This window comes from Pseudomonas sp. CIP-10 (genome assembly GCF_020911845.1).
Taxonomy (GTDB): domain Bacteria; phylum Pseudomonadota; class Gammaproteobacteria; order Pseudomonadales; family Pseudomonadaceae; genus Aquipseudomonas; species Aquipseudomonas alloputida.
Genome location: NZ_CP087160.1, coordinates 1327989 through 1351243 on the forward strand (window position 1 = coordinate 1327989; position 23255 = coordinate 1351243).

Genomic DNA, 23255 nt, shown 5'->3' on the forward strand with positions numbered 1-23255 from the left:
ATGACCCAATCCCTGGCCGATATGCGCCGCGACTACACCCGTGATGGCCTGGCCGAAGCCCAGGCACCAGGGGAGCCGTTCGCCCTGTTCCACCAGTGGTTCGCCGATGCGGTGAAAACCGAGCAGGTACCGGTAGAAGCCAACGCCATGACCTTGGCCACGGTGGACGGCGAAGGTCGCCCGCATTGCCGTGTTTTGCTGTTGAAGGGGCTCGACGAGCAGGGTTTCACCTTCTTCACCAACTATGACAGCGCCAAGGGCCAGCAACTGCAAGCCAACCCCTTTGCGGCAATGACCTTCTTCTGGCCGGCCCTGGAACGTCAGGTGCGCATTGAGGGCCGGGTGCAGAAGGTCACGGCGCAGGAGTCGGATGCCTACTACCAGGTACGCCCGCTGGGCAGTCGCCTAGGGGCTTGGGCTTCGCCACAGAGCCGCGTGATTGCCGGGCGTGAAGAGCTGGAGGGCCTGGTTAAGGCCACCGAAGCGCGTTTCTCCGACACCCAGCCGCACTGCCCTGAGCATTGGGGGGGATACCGTTTGTTGCCCGAGCGCATCGAGTTCTGGCAGGGGCGGGCAAGCCGCCTGCATGATCGTTTGAACTATCGGCTGGTGGATGGGCAGTGGCTGCGAGAGCGGCTGGCGCCCTGAGCAACTGGGGCCGCCAAGCGGCCCCAGTCATTGATCAAGCTACCCCGGATAACCTGCCGCCTCGCGCTCCAACCACCCCGCCAGTTGCTTACGCCCCACCTTCTCCTGGCGCGCCTGCGCCAACCTTTCCAGCATGAACGCGCGTTTTTCAGGATCGGCCCCTGCCAGCGACAACGCCAGGTCGCGGTCCATCCAGCGGCGCATGCGCACATACAACCACCAGTGGAAATACAGTCCCGTAACGGTGGTGACCACGACGATGAAGTAATCCATGGCTATTCTTGGTCTCACTTGAAAGGCCTTCGACACAGCCCGGCAGGCTGTACCCCGGCTGAATGAAAACAATTTTATTACGTTTGTACCGTGACAGCCGTCAATGTGCAGCGTCTAATGAGCACCTGACTTATGGAGACTTTACCCATGCGTAAATCCGCTTTGCTGGTGGCGACCTTTACCACCATGTCGCTGCTGCTGGGGGGCTGTGCCTCGAGCCTGACCGGTGACAGCTACTCTCGTGACGAAGCCCGCCGCGTGCAAACCGTGCGTATGGGTACCATCGAATCCCTGCGCCCGGTCAAGATCGAGGGCACCAAGACCCCGATTGGCGGCGGTGCCGGTGCCATTGTGGGTGGCGTAGCCGGCAGCGCGGTGGGCGGTGGTCGTGGCAGCATCGTGGCTGCCGTGATCGGTGCCGTGGCCGGTGGCTTGGCGGGTTCCGCAGCAGAAGAAGGCCTGACCCGTACCCAAGGTGTCGAAATTACCGTTCGTGAAGATGATGGCAGCATGCGCGCCTATGTGCAGGCCGTGCAGGAGAACGAAGTCTTCCGCGTTGGCGAGCGCGTGCGCATCATGACAGTTGACGGTACCAGCCGCGTTTCGCACTGACCGTAGCGCAGTAAAACAAAACCCCGACATGGCTGCTGCCAGTCGGGGTTTTTCATGCTTCAGCCAAGTCAGGCAACGCTGGTTTTGCGACTGGCCATTGCGGTGACGGCGTAGCCGATCACCGCGGCAAAGAACGAACCAGTAAGAATACCCATGCGGTCCATGCCGGCATACTCACTGCTACCCGGGGCGAAGGCGAGCGAGCCTACGAACAGGCTCATGGTGAAGCCAATGCCGCAGAGTATCGCCACCCCCAGAATTTGCCCCCAACCCGCACCCGCAGGCAGCGCGGCCAGGCGCAGCTTGACCGCCACCCAGGTCAGGCCGAAAACCCCCACGGTCTTGCCCAGCAACAGGCCGACCGTGATGCCCATCGGCACGGGGTGGATGAAGCTGTCTACGGTCATGCCTGCCAGCGAAACGCCGGCGTTGGCGAAGGCGAAAATGGGCAGGATGGCATAGGCCACCCAAGGGTGCAGGGCGTGTTCCAGCGCCAAAAGAGGTGACGATTCAGCATTGCGTGTACGCAGGGGGATGCACAGGGCCAGGGCGACACCGGCCAGAGTGGCGTGCACGCCACTTTTGAGCACGCAGACCCACAGGATCAGGCCAACGATCATGTAGGGCCCGAGCTTGACGACGCCAAGCCGGTTCATCGCCACCAGTACCACCAGACAGGCCGCAGCCAGCAGCAGCGACACACTCGACAGGGTGCCGGAGTAGAACAGGGCGATGACAATGATCGCACCCAGGTCGTCGATGATCGCCAGGGTCATCAGGAACAACTTCAGTGACACCGGTACGCGCTTGCCGAGCAGGGCCAGGACGCCGAGGGCGAAGGCGATGTCGGTGGCGGTAGGGATCGCCCAGCCCGCCACGGCTGCAGGGTTGTCACGGTTGATGAACCAGTAGATCAGCGCTGGCACCACCATGCCGCCCACGGCTGCGGTGGCAGGCAGGATCACTTGTGAAGGCTTGGACAGGTGACCGTCGACCACCTCGCGTTTGACCTCCAGGCCGATGAGCAGGAAGAACAGGGCCATCAGGCCGTCGTTGATCCACAGTAGCAATGGCTTGGCGATGTTCAGCGCGCCGACCTGGACGGCGACGGGTACGTCGAGCAAGCCGCCGTACAGGTAGGACAGTGGCGAGTTGTTGATGATCAGGGCCAGAACGGCGGCGGCGATCAGCAGCAGGCCGCTGGCGGCTTCGAGCTGGAAGAAACGGGTAAACAGGCTACGCACGGGCTGTAGGCCCTCCATGAGCAGTTTACGAAGGGTGCGGGCGTACACCCTAGCCTGTAGAGATATGCTTTCAAACAAAAGACATATTCGTTTTTGTTATATGTTGTTGCGGACAGGCCTGGGGCAAGCCTAGATGGATTTGGGGAAGGATGGGGGGAAGTCTGGAGTAGGTGCTGGAATAGCTGGAGTAGGTGCTGGAATAGACTGATGCCGGACCGGGCCCTTTCGCGGGTAAACCCGCTCCTACAGGGGACCATTGTTCCGTGTAGGAGCGGGTTTACCCGCGAAGAGGCCCTGTCAGTCGATAAAGAGTCAGAGGCCGAGCATATCCCGCGCCACCGCCTCTGCGATGCGAATGCCATCCACACCGGCTGACAGGATCCCGCCCGCGTACCCGGCCCCTTCACCCGCCGGGAACAGCCCTTTGAGGTTCAGGCTCTGGTAATCCTCACCGCGGGTAATCCGCAGTGGCGACGAGGTACGCGTCTCGATCCCGGTCAACACCGCATCATGCAGGTTATAGCCCTTGATCTGCCGGTCGAACGCCGGCAGTGCCTCCCGAATCGCCTCAATGGCGAAGTCCGGCAGGCTCGGCGCCAGGTCACCCAAGGTCACGCCCGGCTTGTAGGACGGCTCGACACTGCCCAGTGCGGTCGAGGGCCGGCCGGCGACAAAATCACCCACCAGCTGCGCCGGGGCCTGGTAGTTGCTGCCGCCCATTACATAGGCGTGCGCCTCCAGGCGCTCCTGCAGTTCGATACCGGCCAACGGGCCACCCGGGTAGTCGCGCTCGGGGTCGATGCCGACGACGATGCCGGAGTTGGCGTTGCGCTCGTTACGCGAATACTGGCTCATGCCGTTGGTGACGACCCGCCCAGGCTCGCTGGTGGCCGCGACCACGGTGCCACCCGGACACATGCAGAAGCTGTATACCGAGCGGCCATTCTTGGCGTGGTAAACCAGCTTGTAGTCGGCGGCACCCAGTTTCGGGTGGCCGGCGTACTTGCCCAGACGTGCCTTGTCGATCAGCGTTTGCGGGTGCTCGATACGGAAGCCCACCGAGAACGGCTTGGCTTCCATGTAGACACCTTTTGCGTGCAGCATGCGGAAGGTGTCGCGGGCGCTGTGGCCCAGGGCCAATACCACATGGCGAGAGTGCAACTGCTCGCCGCTTTCGAGCACTACACCGGTCAGTTGGCCATCTTCGATCAACAGGTCGGTGACCTTCTCCTGGAAGCGCACGTCGGCCCCCAGGGCGATCATGTCCTGGCGCATCTGTTCGACCATGCCGGTAAGGCGGAAGGTACCGATGTGCGGCTTGTTGATGTAGAGGATTTCGTCCGGCGCACCGGCCTTGACGAATTCTTCCAGCACCTTGCGGCCGTGGTGTTGCGGGTCCTTGATCTGGCTGTAAAGCTTGCCGTCCGAGAAGGTACCGGCGCCGCCTTCACCGAACTGCACGTTGGACTCAGGGTTGAGCACGCTTTTACGCCACAGGCCCCAGGTGTCCTTGGTGCGCTGGCGCACTTCCTTGCCGCGTTCGAGGATGATCGGCTTGAAGCCCATTTGTGCCAGCAACAGGCCGGCAAAGATGCCGCACGGGCCGAAACCGACCACGATCGGGCGCTCCTGCAGGCCTGCCGGGGCCTGGCCGACAAACTTGTAGGTGACGTCTGGGGCTGGGCCGATGTTGCGATCATCGGCGAACTTGCTGAGCAGCTCGGCTTCGTTGCTGGCTTCCAGGTCGATGGTGTAGATGAACAGCAGTTCGCTGTTCTTCTTGCGCGCATCGTAGCTGCGCTTGAACAGGTTGAAGCTGAGCAGTTGCTCGTCGCGGATGCCCAAGCGCTGGACGATGGCTTCGCGCAACGCTTCGTCGGGATGGTCCAGGGGCAGCTTCAGTTCGGTGATTCGTAGCATGGCAGGGTCCAGTATCCCGGCCATGGGCGGCCGGCGGCTTTACACAAACCGCCAAGTATAAGCTGTTAGACGCCCTGACTGGCAGGATAAAAGCGCCCGGCGATCAGTTGTCGCGCGCACCACCGTAGTAACCGCAGCCGCGCAGGGTCTGGCCGTCGATGCGCAGTTCGGCGCGCAGGTGGTGGATGGCGCCGGTGGCGCTGTCGACGCAGCGTTGCGGGGCGACCCACAGTTCCACGTGCTGGCCGTTGGCTTCGCTGGTCAGGGTCAGGCCGCCGCCGGGCACTTCTTCTTCGAGAAATGGCAGTGGCAGCGGGTCTTTGCCGATGCGGTTGAGCACCATGCCCTTGCCGCTGGCCTTGATGTCCCAGTCCGGTTCATGGCCATTGGCGCGCAGGGTCAGCTGCTTGAAGTTGGGGTCGTCGCAAGCGCGGGTGGAGGGTTCCAGGCGGTACAGGCGGCTAACTTCCAGCTGGCCGTCGTTGTCGGCCTGCTTGGCGCCCGTGAGGCGACCGCGCACGTCGGCGAACAACTTGGCATTGGCGTCCTTGGCCAGGTTGGCGGACTCCTGCAGGATGCCGGTGCCGGCGACGTCGTTGATCACGAAGCGGCGTGCTTCGCTGCAGGGCTTGAACAACAGGCGGCCGCCGTTGGCGCTCAGTTCGCCCTGCATGCGTGTGGTGCCGATGTTCGGGTCACGGGGCTGCTCGGCCAGTAGCTGGCAGCCAGCGAACAGCGGCAGCAGGGCACTGAGCAGCAGGGTAGGGGTGAGGCGCATGGGGCGGGCTCCGGGGAATCTTTGCCAAAGAGCTGGCCACGATACACGTCCTGCGGGCAGAAAAAAGGGCCCGAACAGATTGTGTGAAAACCTAGCAATCTGCCCGGCCCTTTAAGAGAATGCTCCGTATCGAAAGATATGGAGCATTTTTCGTTATGGCCTACATACAAGGAGAGTCCCGCAGCCAGACCAGCCTGTTCCCGGTCTCGTTGGAGGAATTGATCCCTGAAGATCACCTCGTACGGGTCATTGATCTGTATGTCGCCAAGCTGGATCTGGGTCAACTCGGCTTTGAGAAAACTCAGCCCAAGGCCACCGGGCGCCCCGCGTACGACCCCGCCGATCACCTAAAGCTCTACCTTTATGGTTACTTCCAGCGCATTCGCTCGTCCCGGCGCCTGGAAGCCGAATGCCAGCGCAACATCGAAGTGATGTGGCTGATCAATCGGCTCAAACCCGACTTCAAAACCATCGCCGACTTCCGCAAGAACAACAAAGCTGCGTTCGTCGCGACATGCCGAGCCTTTGTACAGTTCTGCCGAGCTGCCGGTTTGATTGCCGGTGACTTGGTTGCCATCGACGGGAGCAAGTTTCAGGCAGTCGCTTCCGCGCGACGCCACCTGAACTTGAACCAGCTCAAGCGTCAGGACGAGAAGCTGGAGAAGCGGATTGCCCAATACCTGGCGGACCTGGATGCCGCAGACAAGTCTGAGGGCGAGCAAGTGATAGATCGCACTGCGATCAAGGCGGCCCTGGCGAAACTTGAGGCCAAGCAGCAAGACAATCGCAGTTGCCAAGCCTTGATGAAATCGATGGGGCTGGAGCAGTTCAACACGCACGAAAACGATGCCCGGATGATGCGCACGCCCAAGGGGGCGCGTGTTGCCTATAACGTGCAGACTGCCGTCGACGCAGAACACTGCCTGATTTTGCATCACGAGGTGACGCAAGAGGGTGATGACCGTAAGCAGCTCGAACCCATGGCTAAAGCAGCCAAAGCCGAACTTGGGCAAGACGCTCTGACCGTGACTGCGGACATGGGCTACTCAAACGGCCAACAGTTCCAGGCGTGTGAGGAAGCCTCCATTACCGCTTACGTGCCGCCAAACCGAACCTCGAACCCAGGCGGAGAGGCATTGTTCGAACGCCAAGACTTTACCTACGACTCTGACCACGATCGGTACCAATGTCCAGCAGGCCAGTGGCTAACCCTGAAGCAGCGTTACAAAGGCGACCGGATCTACCAGGCAGCAATCAGCGACTGCGCTGGATGTGCGCTGAAAGCCCAATGTACGACGGCCAAGCGCCGCTACGTCTCGCGTCACGCACAAGAAGAAGCCTTTGAACGAATGACGAAGCGGATGCAACTGCATCCAGAGATGATGGAACGACGCAGATCCATCGTGGAGCACCCGTTTGGTAATCTCAAACAATGGCTATTTGGGAACGGACGGTTCTTGCTACGGCAACTCGAAGGGACGAGAGCCGAAATGGCCTTGGCCGTGACCGCATACAACCTCAAGCGGGCGATCAGCGTACTGGGTACCAAGAAAATGATGCAGTTGATGGGCTGAGGAGCCTTTTTTCAGCACAAAAACAAACGCCCCGAACAAGTCGGGGCGTTTGGTCTAGGACCTATCAGTGTGTTTTCACACAATCTGCGAAGGCCCTTTTTCATTCAACCCCCCAGGTAGGCATCGCGCACCTTCGGGTCGGTCAGCAGTGCCTCACCGGTGCCCTGCATCACCACCCGACCGTTCTCCAGCACATACGCCCGGTCAGCGATCTTCAGCGCCTGGTTGGCGTTCTGCTCCACCAGGAACACCGTCACGCCATCGCGGCGCAGCTGTTCGATGATGTCGAAGATCTGCTGGATGATGATCGGCGCCAGGCCCAGCGAAGGCTCGTCGAGCAGCAGCAGCTTGGGCTTGCTCATCAGCGCCCGGCCGATGGCCAGCATCTGCTGCTCGCCACCGGACATGGTGCCGCCGCGCTGGATGTAACGCTCTTTCAGGCGCGGGAACAGTTGCAGGACCTTGTCCAGTTGCTCCTGATAGTCGCCCTTGTCGGTGAAGAAACCGCCCATGGCCAGGTTTTCCTCGACCGTCAGGCGAGCGAACACGCGACGGCCTTCCGGCACTACCGCGATGCTTTTGCGCATGATGTGCGAGGACGGCTGGCCGACCAGCTCTTCACCCAGGTACTTGATGCTGCCGCTGTGCGCCTGCGGCGAGCCGCACAGGGTCATCAGCAAGGTCGACTTGCCGGCACCGTTGGCGCCGATCAGGGTGACGATCTCGCCCTGGTTGATCTCCACGTTGACGCTGTGCAGCGCCTGGATCTTGCCGTAGAAAGTGGAAACGTTTTCGAACTTCAGCATTTACGCTTCCCCCAGGTAGGCTTTGATCACGTCAGGGTTGTCGCGGATCTCCTCCGGCGTGCCATGGGCCAGGGGGGTACCCTGGTTGATCACCACGATATGGTCGGAAATGCTCATCACCAGCTTCATGTCGTGCTCGATCAGCAGCACGGTGACGTTGTGCGACTCACGCAGGTAGGCGATCAGAGCCTTGAGGTCTTCGGTTTCCTTCGGGTTCAGGCCGGCTGCCGGTTCATCGAGCATGATGATGCGTGGCTGGGTCATCATGCAGCGGGCGATTTCGAGGCGGCGTTGCTGCCCGTAGGCGAGGGTGCCGGCCGTACGGTTGGCGAACTCGGTCAGGTTGACCTTCTCCAGCCAGTACTGCGCGCGTTCCATGGCCTCCTTCTCGCTGCGGCGGAAGCTCGGTGTCTTGAACAGGCCGGCGAAGAAGTTGGTGTTGAGGTGGCGGTGCTGGGCGATCAGCAGGTTTTCCAGTGCGGTCATTTCCTTGAACAGCCGCACGTTCTGGAAGGTCCGCACCACGCCCTTGCGGGCGATCTGGTGGCCGGCCAGGCCCTGAATCGGCTGGCCATCGAGCAGGATGGTACCGCCGCTGGGCTTGTAGAAGCCGGTCAGGCAGTTGAACACGGTGGTCTTGCCGGCGCCGTTCGGGCCGATCAACGCCACCACCTGTTTTTCCTTGACGGTCAGGGCCACGCCGTTGACCGCCAACAAGCCGCCGAAGCGCATGCTCAGGCCGCTGACTTGCAGAATTTCGCGGCTCATCGACGCAGCTCCATGTGTGGACGTTGCATAGGCAGCAGGCCTTGCGGACGCCAGATCATCATCAACACCATCAGCGCACCGAACATCAGCATGCGGTATTCGCTGAACTCACGCATCAGCTCAGGCAGCAGGATCATCACGATGGCCGCGAGAATCACGCCCAGTTGTGAGCCCATGCCACCCAGCACGACGATGGCGAGGATGATCGCCGACTCGATGAAGGTGAACGACTCCGGCGTCACCAGGCCTTGGCGCGCGGCGAAGAAGCTGCCGGCGAAACCGGCAAAGCAGGCACCCAGGGTGAATGCCGAGAGCTTGATCACGGTCGGGTTCAGGCCCAGTGCACGGCAGGCGATCTCGTCTTCACGCAGGGCTTCCCAGGCACGGCCGATCGGCATGCGCAGCAGGCGGTTGATCACGAACAACGCCAGCAGGGCCAGCAGCAGGGCCACCAGGTACAGGAAGATGACCTTGTTGATCGAGTTGTATTGCAGCCCGAAGAACTCGTGGAAGGTCTGCATGCCCTCGGCCGCACGGCGTTCGAAGGTCAGGCCGAAGAACTCCGGCTTGGGGATGTTGCTGATGCCGTTGGGGCCGCCGGTCCAATCGGTGAGGTTACGCAGGAACAGGCGGATGATCTCACCGAAACCGAGGGTCACGATCGCCAGGTAGTCCCCACGCAGGCGCAACACCGGGAAGCCGAGCAGGAAGCCGAAGGTGGCAGCCATCAGGCCGGCAATCGGCAGGCACACCCAGAAGCTCCAGCCCAGGTAATGCGAGAGCATGGCGTAGCTGTAGGCACCGACGGCATAGAAGCCTACGTAGCCGAGGTCGAGCAGGCCCGCCAGGCCGACCACGATGTTCAGGCCCAGGCCCAGCAACACGTAGATCAGGATCAGCGTGGCGATGTCGACCGCACCGCGAGAGCCGAAGAACGGCCATACCAGTGCCATCACGATCAACCCGATGATGACGTAGCGCTGGGTCTTGGGCAGGGTGAGGTAGTTGCTGACTGCCGGGGGGATCAGCTTGCGATCCGATCGGCGGCCCATCACCGAACTCCACTGCTTGTCGAACAACACGCGCAGGAACATCAGCACGGAACACACGGCGATGATGCTGATGGTGAACGAGCCCTGACTGTGCACGACCAGGCTGATGCCGTCGATGCTCAGTTTCAGGCCCAGTACCGGGAAGGCCACGGCCCAGACCAGCAAGGCGCTGAAGAACGCCTGTTTGAGATTTCTGTTCATACTTTTTCAACCTCCGGGCGGCCCAGGATGCCGGTCGGCCGGAATAGCAGGACAAGAACCAACAAGCCGAATGCCACCACGTCCTTGTACTGGTCGCCGAAGATATCGGCACCGAACGCTTCGGCCACGCCCAGCACCAGCCCGCCGAGCATGGCGCCCGGGATGCTGCCGATGCCACCCAGTACCGCCGCGGTGAAAGCCTTCAGGCCCACCAGGAAACCGGCGTTGGGGTTGATCACCCCGTACTGCATGCTCAGCAGCACGGCCGCCACGGCAGCCAGGGCGGCACCGATGACGAAGGTGAGGGCGATGATGTTGTTGGTGTTGATGCCCAGCAGGTTGGCCATCTTGATGTCCTCGGCACAGGCGCGGCAGGCGCGGCCCAGGCGGGAACGAGAGATGAACAGGGTGAGCAGGGTCATGGCCACCAGGGTGACAACGAACACCAGGACTTGCATGTAGCTGATCAGTACTTCTTCAGCACCGCCTGGCCCGAAGGAGAAACTCCCGGGGATCAGGTTGGGGATGGACTTGTCCTTGGAGTCCTGCGAAAGCAAGACCGTGTTCTGCAGGAAAATCGACATGCCGATGGCGGAAATCAGCGGGATCAGACGGTTGCTGTTGCGCAGGGGGCGGTAGGCAACCCGTTCGATGCTGTAGCCATAGGCACTGGTGACGAAGATCGTCGCGACGAAGGCGACGGTCATCAGGATCGGCAGCGAATGGATACCCATCATGGCCAGGCCCGCCAGGGCAATGAAGGCCACGTAGGAACCGATCATGTACACCTCGCCGTGGGCGAAGTTGATCATGCCAATGATGCCGTACACCATCGTGTAGCCGATGGCGATCAAGGCATAGGTGCTGCCGATGGTCAATCCATTAACCAGTTGTTGGAAGAAATGGTAGATCTCAGGCATTACAGCGCTCCTAAAAACCTGATTTGCATTTCGCTGGCGGGGGTAAGGCCAGGAAACCGCGGGTGACGGTTTTAAGATTTTCAGGTGAGCCTGCCCCCGGATCGCGGGGATCGGGCCCATGAACCTCGTAAAACAAAGCCCACTGCTCGCACAGTGGGCTTTTACGGTCAGCTATTTAGTCACGCAGTTACTGAGGGGAGACTTCAGTCTTCGGCTTGCCGAAGTGCCATTCGTAGACCACGAACTTGAAGTCTTTCAGGTCGCCTTTCTCGTCGTACGACAGGGTGCCGGTCGGGGTCTTGAAGGAACCGGCGTGGATGGCGGCTGCCACCTTGTCGGTGTCTTCGGACTTGGCCGCTTCGATACCTTTGGCGATCAGCTCCACAGCCGAGTAGGCCGGGAACACGAACGGGCCGCTCGGGTCCTTGCCGTCAGCCTTGATGGCGTCGACGATGGCCTTGTTCTCAGGGTCTGCGTCGAACGATTTCGGCAGGGTGACCAGCAGGCCTTCGGAAGCGTTCTGGGCGATCTGCGAAATGGAGTCGTTACCCACGCCTTCCGGACCCATGAACTTGGCTTTCAGGCCTTTTTCCTGAGCCTGGCGCAGGATCAGGCCCAGCTCTGGGTGATAGCCGCCGTAGTAGACGAAGTCGACATTGTTCTGCTTGAGCTTCTGGATGATCGAGGAGAAGTCCTTGTCACCGGCATTCAGGCCTTCAAAGACGGCAACCTTGGTGCCTTTCTTCTCAAGGGTTTGCTTGACGGCGGTGGCGATGCCTTCACCGTACTGCTGCTTGTCGTGCAGGACGGCAACGACCTTCGGCTTGACGTGGTCGGCGATGTAGTTGCCGGCGGCCGGGCCCTGGGCGCTGTCCAGGCCGATGGTGCGGAAGATCAGCTTGTAGCCACGGGCGGTGATTTCCGGCGAAGTGGCGGCCGGGGTGATCATGATCACGCCTTCGTCTTCGTAGATGTCGGACGCAGGCTGGGTGGAGCTGGAGCACAGGTGGCCGACCACGAACTTGACGCCGTCGTTGACCACTTTGTTGGCGACTGCCACGGCCTGTTTAGGGTCGCAGGCGTCGTCGTATTCCTTGGCTTCGAGCATCTTGCCATCCACGCCGCCCGCGGCGTTGATATCCTTGATGGCTTGCTTGGCGCCGATGAACTGCATGTCGCCGTACTGGGTCACAGGACCCGTCTTGGGACCGGCGATGCCGATCTTGATGGTATCGGCGGCAAACGAATGGCTGGCTACCCCGGCCAGTACCATTGCGGCGAACAGCTTGGAAATCTTGATCATAGTGCTCCACTCATTCTGTTGTAATTCTTATAGTCCTGGCGGCCAGGGCTACAGACCGGGCGGGATTTGCGGCGTGGCCATGCCAACGCGCTAGCCCACCTTCCCCCGGAACATGTCCCGGAACTGTACCGGTACAGTGTAGAGCGCTGTTCGAGCGCTTGAAAAGCGGTCGAAAAGTGCGTCTTTCCTGCGTTGTCGCTTGGTCGACAGAAAGATACAGAAAGGCGCCATCAAACTGCCTGCATCTGCGACCCCGTCCCACAACTTCGGGGTCAATCGACCAAATTACATATTTGAAACCGGGTTTTTCTGCAAAAATGCCGGCCTTTTTTATTGACCGATTTTTTGCGGATACCACCCATGACTGATCAAACAAGCACCCTCTATGCCAAATTGCTTGGCGAGACGGCAATCATCGAGTGGAAAGCGCTGGAGCGTTTTTGGGCCAAGGGTGACCTGATTTGGGTCGACCCTAGCCTTGACCTGATCGCCGTTGCTGAGGCGATGGCCGAGAATCGCAGCGAGATCTTCGCCAAGTGGCGTAGTGATGGCACTGTTGGGCCGGTATCGGCCGAGCAGGCATTGGACCTGCAAAGCCGCGACCCAGAGATCTGGGCGGTGGTGGTTTCGCCGTTCATCGTGATACAGGTGAAGGGCCAGGAAGAAGCGTGATCTTTTTTGGTGCGCAAAAATACGCATCAGCTCCGTTTTGGTGCTTGAAAGCGATCAAGGCGGGTAGAGGGAAGTAACAATTCGGCGTGGCGGTAACAGTTTACGGGATGCGTAATGTGGCCGCCGTTCTGCCAGGCGCCAACGGAATCGTAGCCCGCCTGGGAAATGTTCGAATCAGTCAGGAGTTTATCGATGAGCACTGCACTACCTTCGCTTGGATTCGCCGGCATCGGCCTGATGGGCCTGCCCATGTGCCGCCGCCTGCTGGCAGCGGGTTATCCGCTGACGGTATGGAACCGCAGCCCGGACAAGTGCGCCGCACTGGTCGCTGCTGGCGCGCGCCTGGCCAGCAGCCCGGCCGAATTGTGCCGTGACAGCGACATGGTACTACTGTGCCTGGCCGACACGGCGGTGGTGCGTGAGGTGGTGTTTGGCGAGCAAGGCATTGCCCAGGGCGGGCGCAGCGGCCAGTTGCTGATCGATTTCTCTAGCCTGGAACCCACCGCCACCCGTGAAATGGCTGCCGAACTGGCAGCACTGTGCGGCATGGCCTGGCTGGATGCACCTGTCTCTGGCGGTACGCCCGGTGCCGAAGCGGGCACGCTGGCGATCATGGTGGGCGGTGAAGCGGCCGATCTGCAGCGTGCACGCCCGGTGCTGGAGGTGCTTGGTCAGCGCGTGACGCATATGGGCGCGGTAGGCACGGGGCAGGTGACCAAGGCGTGCAACCAGATGATCGTCGCGTGCAATGCCCTGGTAATTGCAGAAGTGGTGGCACTGGCCGAACAGTCGGGCGTGGACGCGACGCTGATCGCTGAGGCGCTGGCGGGTGGCTTTGCCGATTCCAAGCCATTGCAGATTCTTGCGCCGCAAATGGCCGAGAGTCGCTTCGAGCCAATCAAGTGGCACGTACGCACGCTGCTCAAGGACCTCGATGGCGCGGTCAAGTTTTCCCGCGAGCAAGGCTCGGCGACGCCGCTCAGTGGCCTTGCCGCGCAACTGATGCGCTTGCACGGTAGCCAGGGTTACCTGCAAAAAGATCCGGCGACCCTGGTTGAGCTGTACCGCAACAAGGTGTGATCCGGCTGCTCTGGCGCTGCAACCGCTCCAGCAGTGGGCGCAACTCGGCCAGCGGTACGGGGCGCCCCAACAGGTAGCCCTGCAGGTAGTCGCAGCCATGGCTTTCGAGGAACGCCTGCTGTTCGGCGGTTTCCACGCCCTCGCTGACTACCCGCAGGTGCAGGGTATGCGCCATGGCGATGATCGCCTGGACAATTTCCCGGTCTTTCTGGCTGCCCGGTACATCCTGCAGGAAGGTGCGATCGATCTTCAGCACATCCAGCGGCAGGCGCTTGAGGTAAGCCAGTGACGAGTAGCCGGTACCAAAATCATCGATCGAAAGTGCCACCCCCAAAGCCCTGACGCGTTTGAGCAGGCTGACCGTGCGCTGGATATCGCCCACCAGGGCGTTCTCGGTCACCTCCAGCTCCAGGTGGCGCGGCGCAAGGGCGGCGTGGAACAGCGCCTTTTCTACTTCCTTAGGCAGTTCGTCGTGGCTGAGGGTGACTGCCGAGCAATTGACCGTGACCTGGACCTCGCCGTAGCCGTGGCGCTGCAAGTGGGCCAGGTCGGCACAGGCATGGCGCAGCACCCACAGGTCCAGGTCGATGATCAGGCCGTTGGCTTCGGCAATGCCGACAAAACGGTCGGGCCCGAGCAGGCCGTGTTGAGGATGCTGCCAGCGTACCAGCGCTTCCAGTTTGGCCACTTGCCCGCTGCGCAGGTCGAAGATCGGCTGGTAGTGCACACACAGCCCGCGCTCCTCGAGCAGGGCCAGGCGCAGCTCTTCTTCCAGTTGCAAGGCGATCGACGCGCGAGCCTTCAGGCTGTCATTGAAGAAATTCAGGCTGTTGCGCCCGTTGTCCTTGGATTGGTAGAGGGCCAGGTCGGCATGCTTGAGCAGCTCTTCGGCTGTGCTGCCATCGTCCGGGAAGATACTTATACCAATGCTGGTGGTCATGACCATGCGCCGCCCGCCCAGGTCGATGGGTTCTTTCATCCGTTGCATGATGCGCTGGGCCAGGTGGCGGGCTTCGTCGCGGCTGTTCAGGCTGGTGACCACACAGAACTCGTCGCCACCAAAACGCGCAACCAGGTCGTGGCTGCGGGTAGCGGCCTTGATGTGGTGGGCGATCACCTTGAGCAGCTCGTCACCGGCATCGTGGCCAAGGCTGTCGTTGATACGCTTGAAATGGTCGATGTCGAGAAACATCACGGCCAGGCGGTTTTCGCTGGCCTGAGTTTCGACCAGGCGCTCGGCGAACACCTGGTTGAATCCGCGGCGGTTGAGCAGGTTGGTCAGGGCATCATAGTGCGCCGCCTGCTGCAGCGAAGCGCGGGCCTGGTCCAGTTGGCTGAGCAGTACGCTGACCCGGCGCAGGTCGTGCTCCTTGCTTTGCAGCTTCTTGTCGGCCAGTGCGGCGCTGATGCTGGCGCCACTGATCAGCAGGGTGATGAAGCCGATGCCCAGTCCCAGCTGCAGGCTGTTGTCGCCAGACGGCAGGCGCAGTGCGGTATCGGCAGGGATGATCAAGGTCATGGCCGACATCGCGGTGAAATGAGTGGCGACGATGCCGCCCGCCATCAGCAGGCTGGCGCCGTACTTCATGGCCTGGTACAGGGTGCCGCTGCCATTGCGCAAGTAGCGGGCCAGGTACAGCGAGGTCAGGGCGGTGAGCAGGGCAATGGCGGCAGAGGCAAGTAGCAAGCCGGTTTGGTAGTACTGGCGGGCACCCGTTTCCATCGCGGCCATGCCGACAAAATGCATGAGGATGATGCCCAGGCCGATCAGCCCTGCGCTCAGCACGAAGTGGTGCGCGCGCATCTTGCTGCGTTCGAGGCTGTGCATGGCCAGCCAGGCCACGCCCAGTGCGATGAGCAGCGAAAGAATGGTCAGGGATACGTCGTAGTGCACGTCCACCGGGGCCCGAAAGGCCAGCATGCTGATGAAGTGCATGGCCCATATGCCGCCTGCCAGGCAGCAAGCTCCAAGCATGTTCCATTGCCGGTGGGCGGTGGGGTCGTCGCTGTGGGACTGGCGCTCGGCCATGTCGAGGGTGGCGAAACAGGCCGCGCAAGCAACGAAATAGGCGAGCAGAACCAAGAGCGGTTCATGACGGCAGTCGATGACGATGCGCCCGGTTGCGGGAAGATCGGCGAACAGTTGCAGCCCCAGCCATTCCATGGAATGCCTCTTGATCGAGTTTTCACTCGTCTGCGCTACAACCCTGTGCAGACTGTCCAGAGGCAGTATAGGAAGGAGTGCTTACGCCTTCCTGACTAATGGCACAATGATTTCTACGATTTGGTTATAACTCCAATCGCAGTGAGGAATAAATTTGGGGCCCTGATGCCTTCCTGTGGGAGCGGGCGAGCCCGCGAAGCATCCACTGCGGTGGATGCCACCGGCTTCGCCGGTGTTCGCGGGCGTGCCCGCTCCCACAAGGGCGCGGGGCCTGCGTTAGCCAGCCACCAGCACGCGAATGGCTTCCAGGCGCAGGGCGGCCTTCTCCAGCATTGCCAGGCCATCTTCGCGCCGCTTGCGCAGGGCGTCGATTTCGCTGTCACGCACACTTGGGTTGACCGCTTGCAATGCCACCAGGCGCGCCAGCTCTTCGTCGGCCTCGGCTGTCAGGCGGCGCTGGGCTTCGGCCACGCGCTCGTTGTGGGCCGGCAGGATCTTCTCCTCGCCGCCACTGATACGCTTGGCCAGCACATCGCGCTGGGCCTGGACGAACTTGTTGGCGCTGGCGCGCGGTACGCTCTCGAGCTGGTCGTTGAGGGTTTCGAAGGCCACGCGTGACGCCAGGTCGTTGCCATTGGCGTCGAGCAGGCAGCGCAGTGCCGCCGGCGGCAGGTAGCGGCCCAGTTGCAGGCTGCGGGGTGCCACCACCTCGCTGACGAACAGCAGTTCAAGCAGTACGGTGCCTGGTTTGAGCGCTTTGTTCTTGATCAACGCCACGGCGGTGTTGCCCATCGAGCCTGACAGCACCAGATCCATGCCACCCTGCACCATCGGGTGCTCCCAGGTGAGGAACTGCATGTCCTCGCGTGACAGCGCCTGGCCACGGTCATAGGTGATGGTCACGCCTTCATCGTCGCCCAGCGGGAAGCTGGCATCGAGCATCTTCTCGCTCGGCTTTAGGATCAGTGCGTTCTCGGAATGGTCTTCGCTGTCGATGCCGAAAGCGTCGAACAGGGTTTCCATGTAGATCGGCAGGGCGAACTGGTCGTCCTGTTCGAGAATGGCCTCGACCAGCGCCTGACCTTCGCCGGCTCCGCCGGAGTTGAGCTCCAGCAGGCGGTCACGGCCAGTGTGCAGTTCGGCTTCCAGGCGCTCGCGCTCGCTGCGGGCGTCGGCCACCAGGGTATCCCAGGCCTTGTGATCGCCGCCTTCCAACAGCGGCAGCAGGCGTGGGCCGAACTGGTGCTGCAGGGCATTGCCGGTGGGGCAGGTGTTGAGGAAGGCGTTGAGCCCTTCGTGGTACCACTGGAACAGGCGCTCTTGCGGGCTGTCCTGCAGGTACGGGATGTGCAACTGGATAGTGTGCTTCTGGCCGATCCGGTCAAGGCGGCCGATGCGCTGTTCGAGCAGGTCGGGGTGCGCTGGCAGGTCGAACATCACCAGGTGATGAGCGAACTGGAAGTTGCGGCCTTCGCTGCCGATTTCCGAGCAGATCAGGACCTGGGCGCCAAACTCTTCATCGGCAAAGTAGGCAGCGGCACGGTCGCGCTCGAGGATGCTCATGCCTTCATGGAACACCGAGGCCGGGATGCCGGAGCGCACGCGCAGGGCGTCCTCCAGGTCCATGGCGGTTTCGGCGTGGGCGCAGATCACCAGCACTTTGGTGCGCTTGAGCATCTTCAGGGTGTCGATCAGCCAGTCGACGCGTGGGTCGAAACGCCACCAGCGCTCGTCATCGGCCACTTCACCCTGGGCCTGGAAGGCAACTTCCGGGTACAGCTCGGCATGCTCGCCGGCTGGCAGGTCGCGGTATTGCTCGGGCGTGGGCAGCGGGTAGGGGTGCAACTGGCGCTCGGGGAAGCCCTGGATCGCCGCACGGGTGTTACGGAACAGCACGCGGCCGGTGCCGTGGCGATCCAGCAGCTCGCGAATCAGCCGCGCGCTGGCCTGGGTGTCGCCGTCGCTGACTGCAGCCAGCAGGGCTTCGCCTTCGGCACCCAGGAAGCCCAGGATGGTGGCGTGGGCCTTGGGTGACAGACGGCCCTCGTCGAGCAGTTCCTGCACCGCCTCGGCTACCGGGCGGTAGTGCTCGCTTTCTGCGCGGAAAGCGGCCAGGTCGTGAAAACGGTTGGGGTCGAGCAGGCGCAGGCGGGCGAAGTGGCTGTCCTGGCCCAGCTGCTCGGGGGTGGCGGTGAGCAGCAGTACGCCCGGAATCACTTGGGCCAGTTGCTCGACCAGGCCGTATTCGGCGCTGACCTGGTCTTCGTGCCAGACCAGGTGGTGGGCTTCGTCGACGACCATCAGGTCCCAGCCAGCGGCAAACAGTGCGTCCTGGGCCTTTTCGTCGTCGACCAGCCACTCCAGGGCAACCAACGCCAGTTGGGCATCCTCGAACGGGTTGCTGGCGTCGCTTTCGATGAAGCGCTCGGCGTCGAACAGCGCCACTTGCAGATTGAAGCGCCGGCGCATTTCCACCAGCCACTGGTGCTGGAGGTTTTCCGGCACCAGGATCAGTACGCGGCTGGCGCGACCCGACAGCAGCTGGCGGTGAATGACCAGGCCGGCTTCGATGGTTTTGCCCAGGCCCACTTCGTCGGCCAGCAGAACGCGCGGGGCGCTGCGGTCGGCGACTTCGCGGGCAATGTGCAGTTGGTGGGCGATGGGCTGTGCACGGCAGCCGCCCAACCCCCACAGTGCCGATTGCATCTGCTTACTGGTGTGCTGCAGGGTGTTGTAGCGCAGGCTGAACCACGACAGTGGGTCTATCTGCCCGGCGAACAGGCGGTCGCTGGCCAGGCGGAACTGAATGAAGTTCGACAACTGGGTTTCGGGCAGGGTGCGAGGCTGGTTCTGCCCGTCCAGGCCGTGGTAGACCATCAGCCCGTCGATGTCCTCGACTTCGCGTACGGTCAGCTTCCAGCCTTCGAAGTGGGTGATCTGGTCACCTGGCGAGAAGCGCACGCGGGTCAGCGGCGCATTGCGCAGGGAATACTGGCGGGTGTCGCCAGTGGCCGGGTAGAGCACGGTCAACAGGCGGCCATCCTGCGCCAGGATGGTACCCAGGCCGAGCTCTGCTTCGCTGTCGCTGATCCAGCGTTGCCCCGGTTGATACTGCTGCGCCATACTGCCTGAACTCCCGCGATGAAAAAGCCGATTATGTTAACGGATCGGCCGGTCAGACCAAAGTGCCGAGAGCACCGAAAGGTATCGAAAGGCATAGTCTAGTCGTTTCATCGCCCTGCACAGCGCCGCCGATGAGGGCCCCGGATCAACATGTCTGCCAAGCACCGCTGGATCAGCGCTTCGATGGCCGTGGGCAGCCTGGTGCTGCTGAGCGCCTGCGAGCAGAAAAACTTTGAGACATTGCCCCCCATTCCGATGGAGCAGCTTGAGGTACTGGGCGTGCAGACGCCGATAAAGAGCGTGCACTTTCGTGACAGTGACGGCGAAGGGCTGTTGGTCCTGAGCCGCAGCGATGGCCAGGCCAGCGACCTGGAAAGCGAACAGGAAGTGGACAAGGTGGTGCTCAAGGCCACCTTGTACGGGCGCACGGCCCAGAACGACACCTTCAAGGCGCGTTGGCAGGTCGAGCAGGAAACGACCTGCCCGGGGCTGGACCTGGACGTGGACTTCTATAATGACGTCAGTGATGTGAGCGACCTGAACAAGAATGGGGTGGCCGAGATAACGGTGGCCAGCCATGCGTTCTGCGGCGGCGGTATCGACCCGCATGACATCGCCATCGAGATGCGTGAAGGGCAGGCCAGTTACACCATTACCGGCCAGTCGCTGATCACCCCGGCGGGCGAGGAGCCGATCGGTGGTGAGCGCGAGGACAGCGCTTCGCTGAAAGCCGCGCCGCAGGTGTTACGCGATCATATGGATGCGGTTTGGCAACAGGTGTACAAGCGGCCCTGGAGCGAGGCCAGTCCGCCAGTCGACGACGAGCCGGGTGACGAAGCCGAGTAAATGTTGTCCATGACATCAAGGTAAAGCTGCGCCTGCCGATACAGGGGGCATAGGAGAACGTCCATGCTGCCGCCGATCATTCCGCTCAGTGCCGCCCCGGTCACCTCGCAACAGGACCCGGTCAAGCCAACCCCCGATATCAAGCCGGTGGTGCCGACGCAGCCTGCGTCCGGCGAAAGTGCCATTGACCTCAAGCGCCAGCGCGACCCGCAGGAGCAGGTATTGTTGCTGCGCGATGAACAGCGCCGCCAGCAGCAACGCCGCAATAAGGGCGAGCAGGAACGCTACGATGCCGTCCCGGGTGACGAGGTCAATGCCGACAATACCGTGCCGGTAGCGCCATTGATGGGCGAGCATGTACGCCAAGGACTGCTGGTGGACATCGAAGTCTGATACGGGGCTGGTCAGCGCCTGCGCCTGGCTTCATCATGCAATTCTCTGTTGATCGTCGAGCCCACCCATGAGCCAAGACAACCTCATCGATTTCGATGCCGAACGTGCCAAGCGCGTCCACGACCTCAAGGAAAAGCGGCTGAACGAAATGCGCAATGCTTTCGAGCAGGCCCTGCCTTTGAGTACCAGCAAGAAAAAGAAGCCCAAGGGCAAACCTAAGAAGCGTTGAAACTTGACGCAGGTCAACCCTGCGCCCCCCTCGCGTGCCCGGCCTCGGGCACCATTGACACTGATCAATTTTCCCCGCCGCCACATTGGTTAACGTGTACCCATCGGACAACGGCAAACGAATGGGGAGGCCAGCATGTTCTTCGACAACGTGGTTATCGCCGGTGTGGTAACGGTCGGGCTGATGGTCGCCTTCTTTGCCGGTCTGGGCATTTTCATCTGGAAGGACTCGAACAAGCGCAAGCCGCGCTGACCTTCCGGGTACACGAGCACGCAAGGCATTTAGGGCGACTTCGGTCGCCCATTTTTTTTGCCTGCATTTTTTATTGCCTGAGCTGTCCCTCTCGGTGCAGGCCCATCGCATATACATGATTAGCTAGCTAATTAATCGTTTCCGCTTTATTCTGCTCATCATTGTCTATCTTTTCAGCAAGACTTTTCCCCGCAAGGTCCGCCTCGTGCCCATCACCTTTCAGGCCCTGTTCGCGCCCAGCAGCCTCGCCCTCAAGTTTGCCATCAAGACCCTGCTCGGTGGCGGCCTGGCGCTGTGGCTGGCGATGCGCTGGGGGCTGGAGCAACCCTCCTGGGCATTGATGACTGCTTTCATCGTCGCCCAGCCGCTATCGGGCATGGTGGTGCAGAAAGGCTTGGCGCGGTTGGCCGGCACGTTGGTCGGCACAGTCATGTCAGTGCTGTTCATCGGCCTGTTCGCCCAGACCCCCGGGCTGTTCCTGCTTGCCTTGGCGCTGTGGCTGGCCCTGTGTACCGCCGCGTCCACCCAGTTGCGCAGCGCCTGGGCCTATGCTTTCGTGCTGGCCGGCTACACCGCAGCGATCATTGCCTTGCCGGCCATTGACCACCCCCTGCAGGTATTCGACCAGGCCGTGGCGCGCTGTACCGAGATCTGCCTGGGTATTTTTTGTGCAACAGCCAGCAGTGCCTTGCTCTGGCCCATGCGGGTCGAGCAGCAACTGGGCGGGCAGGCACGGCAGGCCTGGCAGAACGGCCTGCAGGCCGCCAGAGCCATGCTGGGCGGAGAGGACGAGGCGCGCAAGGGCCTGCTGGAAAGCCTGGGACGCATCGTTGCCATCGACAGCCAACGTGAACATGCCTGGTTCGAGGGCAATCGCGGGCGCCAACGTGCCCGTGCCATTCGTGGCCTTAGCCAGAAACTGCTGGTGCTGTTGCGTATTTCCCGTTCGGTGCGCCGCCAGTGGCGGCAACTGGATGAGTGTGAGGTCGAGCACCTGACGCCTTGGTTGCAGGAAGTGCGTACGCTGCTCGACCAACCCGACCAGCCCAGCCTGTTGTTGTTGCGTCAGCGTATCTGGGATGCCGCACACGACGAGCAGATCAGTTCGGCGGAGCACTTCTGCCTGGCGCGCATGGCCCTGCTATTGGACTATGCCATGGCCGCCAGCCAGGCACTTGAGGATGTGGAGGCGGGCAGGGCGCCCAAGGACGTGTCCCAGGGGCTGGCCGTGCACCGAGACTGGTCGCTGGCCTTGCTGTTCGGCTCGCGCAGTGCGCTGGCCTTCCTGGTAATGAGTGGTTTCTGGCTGGCCACGGCCTGGCCTTCGGCACCGGGTGGCCTGGTGCTGACCTGCGTGGTCTGCAGCCTGTTCGCCAGTCGCGAAAACGGCGCACAGATCGGCCTGAGTTTTCTGCGCGGGATATTCCTGGCGATACCGGCGGCGTTTCTGGTCGGGCAGATCATGCTGCCGCAATGGAGCAGTTTCGCCATGCTCTGCCTGGGCATGGGCGTGCCACTGTTTCTTGGTGCACTGGGCATGGCCCATCCGCGTACCGGGGCTACGGCCACTTCCTATTGCCTGCACTTCATTGTGCTGGTGTCGCCGCTCAACGCCATGCAGTTCGGCGTGGCGACCATGTTGAACAGTGCCTTGGCCATGCTGGTGGGGGTGTCGGCAGCGGTCATGGCCTTCCGCTTGCTGGTGTTCCGCCACCCGGCCTGGCTGGGCCGGCGCTTGCGTGCTGCAACGCAGAACGACTTGGTGCGCCTGACCCGGCGCGACCTGCGCGGGGCTGACAGCTGGTTTGGCGGGCGCATGGCCGACCGGCTGATGCAACTGGCGCGGCATGCCAGTGAATTACCGGAAGGCGAACGCAAACGCTGGGATGACGGCCTGCACGGGCTGGATATCGGCGACGAACTGGTGCACCTGCGCATGTGCCTGGCGGTCGCCCAGGCCCCTTTGGGGCGGGCCGAGCGCGAGTACCTGCAACACGTGGAGGCAGTGCTGGCCAAAGGGCCGGCTGCCGGGCGTGGGCAGCGGCTGGATGCTGCCAGTGAGCAGTTCATTGCAGCCTTGCGTCGGTTGCCAGCCAGCGACCCGCTGCGGCTGGCCGAGGGGGCGGTGCTGCAATTGCAGAAAAGCTGGGGCAAATGGTGCCGCTGGCAGGAGGACACCCATGGGTTTGCGTGAGTGGGAAGTGGGCGGTGTGCTGCTCAGCCCGTTTCTGCTTTATGTGTTGTTGGCGCTGCTGCTCACCGGCCTGCTGCGCCTGGTGGTGCAGGCCACACCGTTGGGGCGCTGGATCTGGCATGAAGCGCTGTTCGACGCAGCGCTGTTCGTCTGTGTGTTGTTCCTAGTGGTACGCCTGCTGGGAACTTTATAAAGGAGTGTTT

General features: G+C 62.0%; 22 protein-coding genes. 11 read left to right on the forward strand and 11 right to left on the reverse strand.

Annotated elements, in window-relative coordinates; all coding sequences use genetic code 11:
• A complete protein-coding gene (gene pdxH, locus LMH93_RS05975; protein ID WP_003254885.1) occupies positions 1–648 on the forward strand; it encodes a pyridoxamine 5'-phosphate oxidase in 648 nt (215 codons plus the stop codon).
• 39 nt (positions 649–687) lie between these two features.
• Here pdxH and LMH93_RS05980 read toward each other — a convergent pair whose 3' ends face one another.
• A complete protein-coding gene (locus LMH93_RS05980; protein WP_003254884.1) occupies positions 688–921 on the reverse strand; it encodes a hypothetical protein in 234 nt (77 codons plus the stop codon).
• A 147-nt stretch (positions 922–1068) separates the two neighbouring features.
• Here LMH93_RS05980 and LMH93_RS05985 point away from each other — a divergent pair, with 147 nt between their 5' ends.
• Complete coding sequence (locus LMH93_RS05985; RefSeq protein WP_003254883.1) at positions 1069–1533, forward strand: glycine zipper 2TM domain-containing protein; 465 nt, start codon at positions 1069–1071, stop codon at positions 1531–1533.
• Positions 1534–1601: 68 nt separating this feature from the next.
• On the opposite strand, the gene nhaA is transcribed toward LMH93_RS05985, so the two are convergent.
• The 3 genes from nhaA to LMH93_RS06000 form a co-directional block, all read right to left on the reverse strand.
• Positions 1602–2795 carry a Na+/H+ antiporter NhaA gene (nhaA, locus tag LMH93_RS05990; protein ID WP_029380530.1) on the reverse strand — a complete coding sequence of 398 codons (1194 nt, stop codon included), beginning with the start codon at positions 2793–2795 and terminating at the stop codon, positions 1602–1604.
• A 294-nt stretch (positions 2796–3089) separates the two neighbouring features.
• Positions 3090–4697: an NAD(P)/FAD-dependent oxidoreductase gene (locus tag LMH93_RS05995; protein ID WP_003254881.1), complete on the reverse strand. Its 1608-nt coding sequence runs from the start codon at positions 4695–4697 to the stop codon at positions 3090–3092.
• Between the two features lie 103 nt (positions 4698–4800).
• Positions 4801–5475 carry a COG3650 family protein gene (locus LMH93_RS06000; protein ID WP_003254880.1) on the reverse strand — a complete coding sequence of 225 codons (675 nt, stop codon included), beginning with the start codon at positions 5473–5475 and terminating at the stop codon, positions 4801–4803.
• A 155-nt stretch (positions 5476–5630) separates the two neighbouring features.
• Between LMH93_RS06000 and LMH93_RS06005 the strand changes: the two genes are divergently transcribed.
• Positions 5631–7049: an IS1182 family transposase gene (locus tag LMH93_RS06005; protein WP_181726247.1), complete on the forward strand. Its 1419-nt coding sequence runs from the start codon at positions 5631–5633 to the stop codon at positions 7047–7049.
• Between the two features lie 104 nt (positions 7050–7153).
• On the opposite strand, the gene LMH93_RS06010 is transcribed toward LMH93_RS06005, so the two are convergent.
• From LMH93_RS06010 to LMH93_RS06030, 5 genes are all read right to left on the reverse strand, one after another.
• Positions 7154–7855 (reverse strand): ABC transporter ATP-binding protein, encoded by a 702-nt coding sequence (locus LMH93_RS06010; RefSeq protein WP_003254879.1) that lies wholly within the window; start codon positions 7853–7855, stop codon positions 7154–7156.
• Positions 7856–8623 carry a high-affinity branched-chain amino acid ABC transporter ATP-binding protein LivG gene (livG, locus tag LMH93_RS06015; RefSeq protein WP_003254878.1) on the reverse strand — a complete coding sequence of 256 codons (768 nt, stop codon included), beginning with the start codon at positions 8621–8623 and terminating at the stop codon, positions 7856–7858.
• Entirely contained in the window at positions 8620–9876 is a 1257-nt protein-coding gene (locus LMH93_RS06020; protein ID WP_003254877.1) for a high-affinity branched-chain amino acid ABC transporter permease LivM, read from the reverse strand. Before LMH93_RS06020 ends, livG begins: the two co-directional genes overlap by 4 nt.
• Positions 9873–10796 carry a high-affinity branched-chain amino acid ABC transporter permease LivH gene (livH, locus tag LMH93_RS06025; protein WP_003254876.1) on the reverse strand — a complete coding sequence of 308 codons (924 nt, stop codon included), beginning with the start codon at positions 10794–10796 and terminating at the stop codon, positions 9873–9875. The genes LMH93_RS06020 and livH overlap by 4 nt, the downstream gene beginning before the upstream one ends.
• A 187-nt stretch (positions 10797–10983) precedes the next feature.
• The gene (locus LMH93_RS06030) at positions 10984–12099 is read right to left on the reverse strand and encodes a branched-chain amino acid ABC transporter substrate-binding protein (RefSeq protein WP_019750618.1); all 1116 of its coding nucleotides are present in this window, start codon (positions 12097–12099) and stop codon (positions 10984–10986) included.
• Positions 12100–12459: 360 nt separating this feature from the next.
• Between LMH93_RS06030 and LMH93_RS06035 the strand changes: the two genes are divergently transcribed.
• Together LMH93_RS06035 and LMH93_RS06040 are read left to right on the forward strand one after the other, a co-directional pair.
• A complete protein-coding gene (locus tag LMH93_RS06035; protein WP_012051427.1) occupies positions 12460–12771 on the forward strand; it encodes a DUF2288 domain-containing protein in 312 nt (103 codons plus the stop codon).
• A 192-nt stretch (positions 12772–12963) separates the two neighbouring features.
• On the forward strand, positions 12964–13851 hold the full coding sequence (locus tag LMH93_RS06040; RefSeq protein WP_003254870.1) for an NAD(P)-dependent oxidoreductase: 888 nt from the start codon (positions 12964–12966) through the stop codon (positions 13849–13851).
• Here the strand turns inward: LMH93_RS06040 and LMH93_RS06045 are convergent.
• Positions 13751–16015: a putative bifunctional diguanylate cyclase/phosphodiesterase gene (locus LMH93_RS06045; protein WP_230064924.1), complete on the reverse strand. Its 2265-nt coding sequence runs from the start codon at positions 16013–16015 to the stop codon at positions 13751–13753. The genes LMH93_RS06040 and LMH93_RS06045 overlap by 101 nt on opposite strands.
• Positions 16016–16291: 276 nt before the next feature.
• Positions 16292–19138, reverse strand: coding sequence for an RNA polymerase-associated protein RapA (rapA, locus tag LMH93_RS06050; protein WP_014860081.1), 2847 nt, complete (start codon positions 19136–19138; stop codon positions 16292–16294).
• Positions 19139–19288: 150 nt separating this feature from the next.
• Between rapA and LMH93_RS06055 the strand changes: the two genes are divergently transcribed.
• The 6 genes from LMH93_RS06055 to LMH93_RS06075 all read left to right on the forward strand — a co-directional run bounded on the left by LMH93_RS06055 (position 19289) and on the right by LMH93_RS06075 (position 23245).
• Entirely contained in the window at positions 19289–19984 is a 696-nt protein-coding gene (locus LMH93_RS06055; protein ID WP_230064925.1) for a M949_RS01915 family surface polysaccharide biosynthesis protein, read from the forward strand.
• Between the two features lie 63 nt (positions 19985–20047).
• Entirely contained in the window at positions 20048–20377 is a 330-nt protein-coding gene (locus LMH93_RS06060) for a hypothetical protein (protein WP_003254865.1), read from the forward strand.
• Between the two features lie 67 nt (positions 20378–20444).
• On the forward strand, positions 20445–20606 hold the full coding sequence (locus LMH93_RS06065; protein ID WP_003254864.1) for a hypothetical protein: 162 nt from the start codon (positions 20445–20447) through the stop codon (positions 20604–20606).
• Between the two features lie 135 nt (positions 20607–20741).
• Positions 20742–20858: a cytochrome c oxidase subunit CcoM gene (gene ccoM, locus LMH93_RS29690; protein ID WP_003254862.1), complete on the forward strand. Its 117-nt coding sequence runs from the start codon at positions 20742–20744 to the stop codon at positions 20856–20858.
• Between the two features lie 205 nt (positions 20859–21063).
• The gene (locus LMH93_RS06070; protein ID WP_003254861.1) at positions 21064–23052 is read left to right on the forward strand and encodes an FUSC family protein; all 1989 of its coding nucleotides are present in this window, start codon (positions 21064–21066) and stop codon (positions 23050–23052) included.
• On the forward strand, positions 23039–23245 hold the full coding sequence (locus LMH93_RS06075; RefSeq protein WP_003254859.1) for a DUF1656 domain-containing protein: 207 nt from the start codon (positions 23039–23041) through the stop codon (positions 23243–23245). The genes LMH93_RS06070 and LMH93_RS06075 overlap by 14 nt, the downstream gene beginning before the upstream one ends.
• Positions 23246–23255 lie beyond the last annotated feature (10 nt).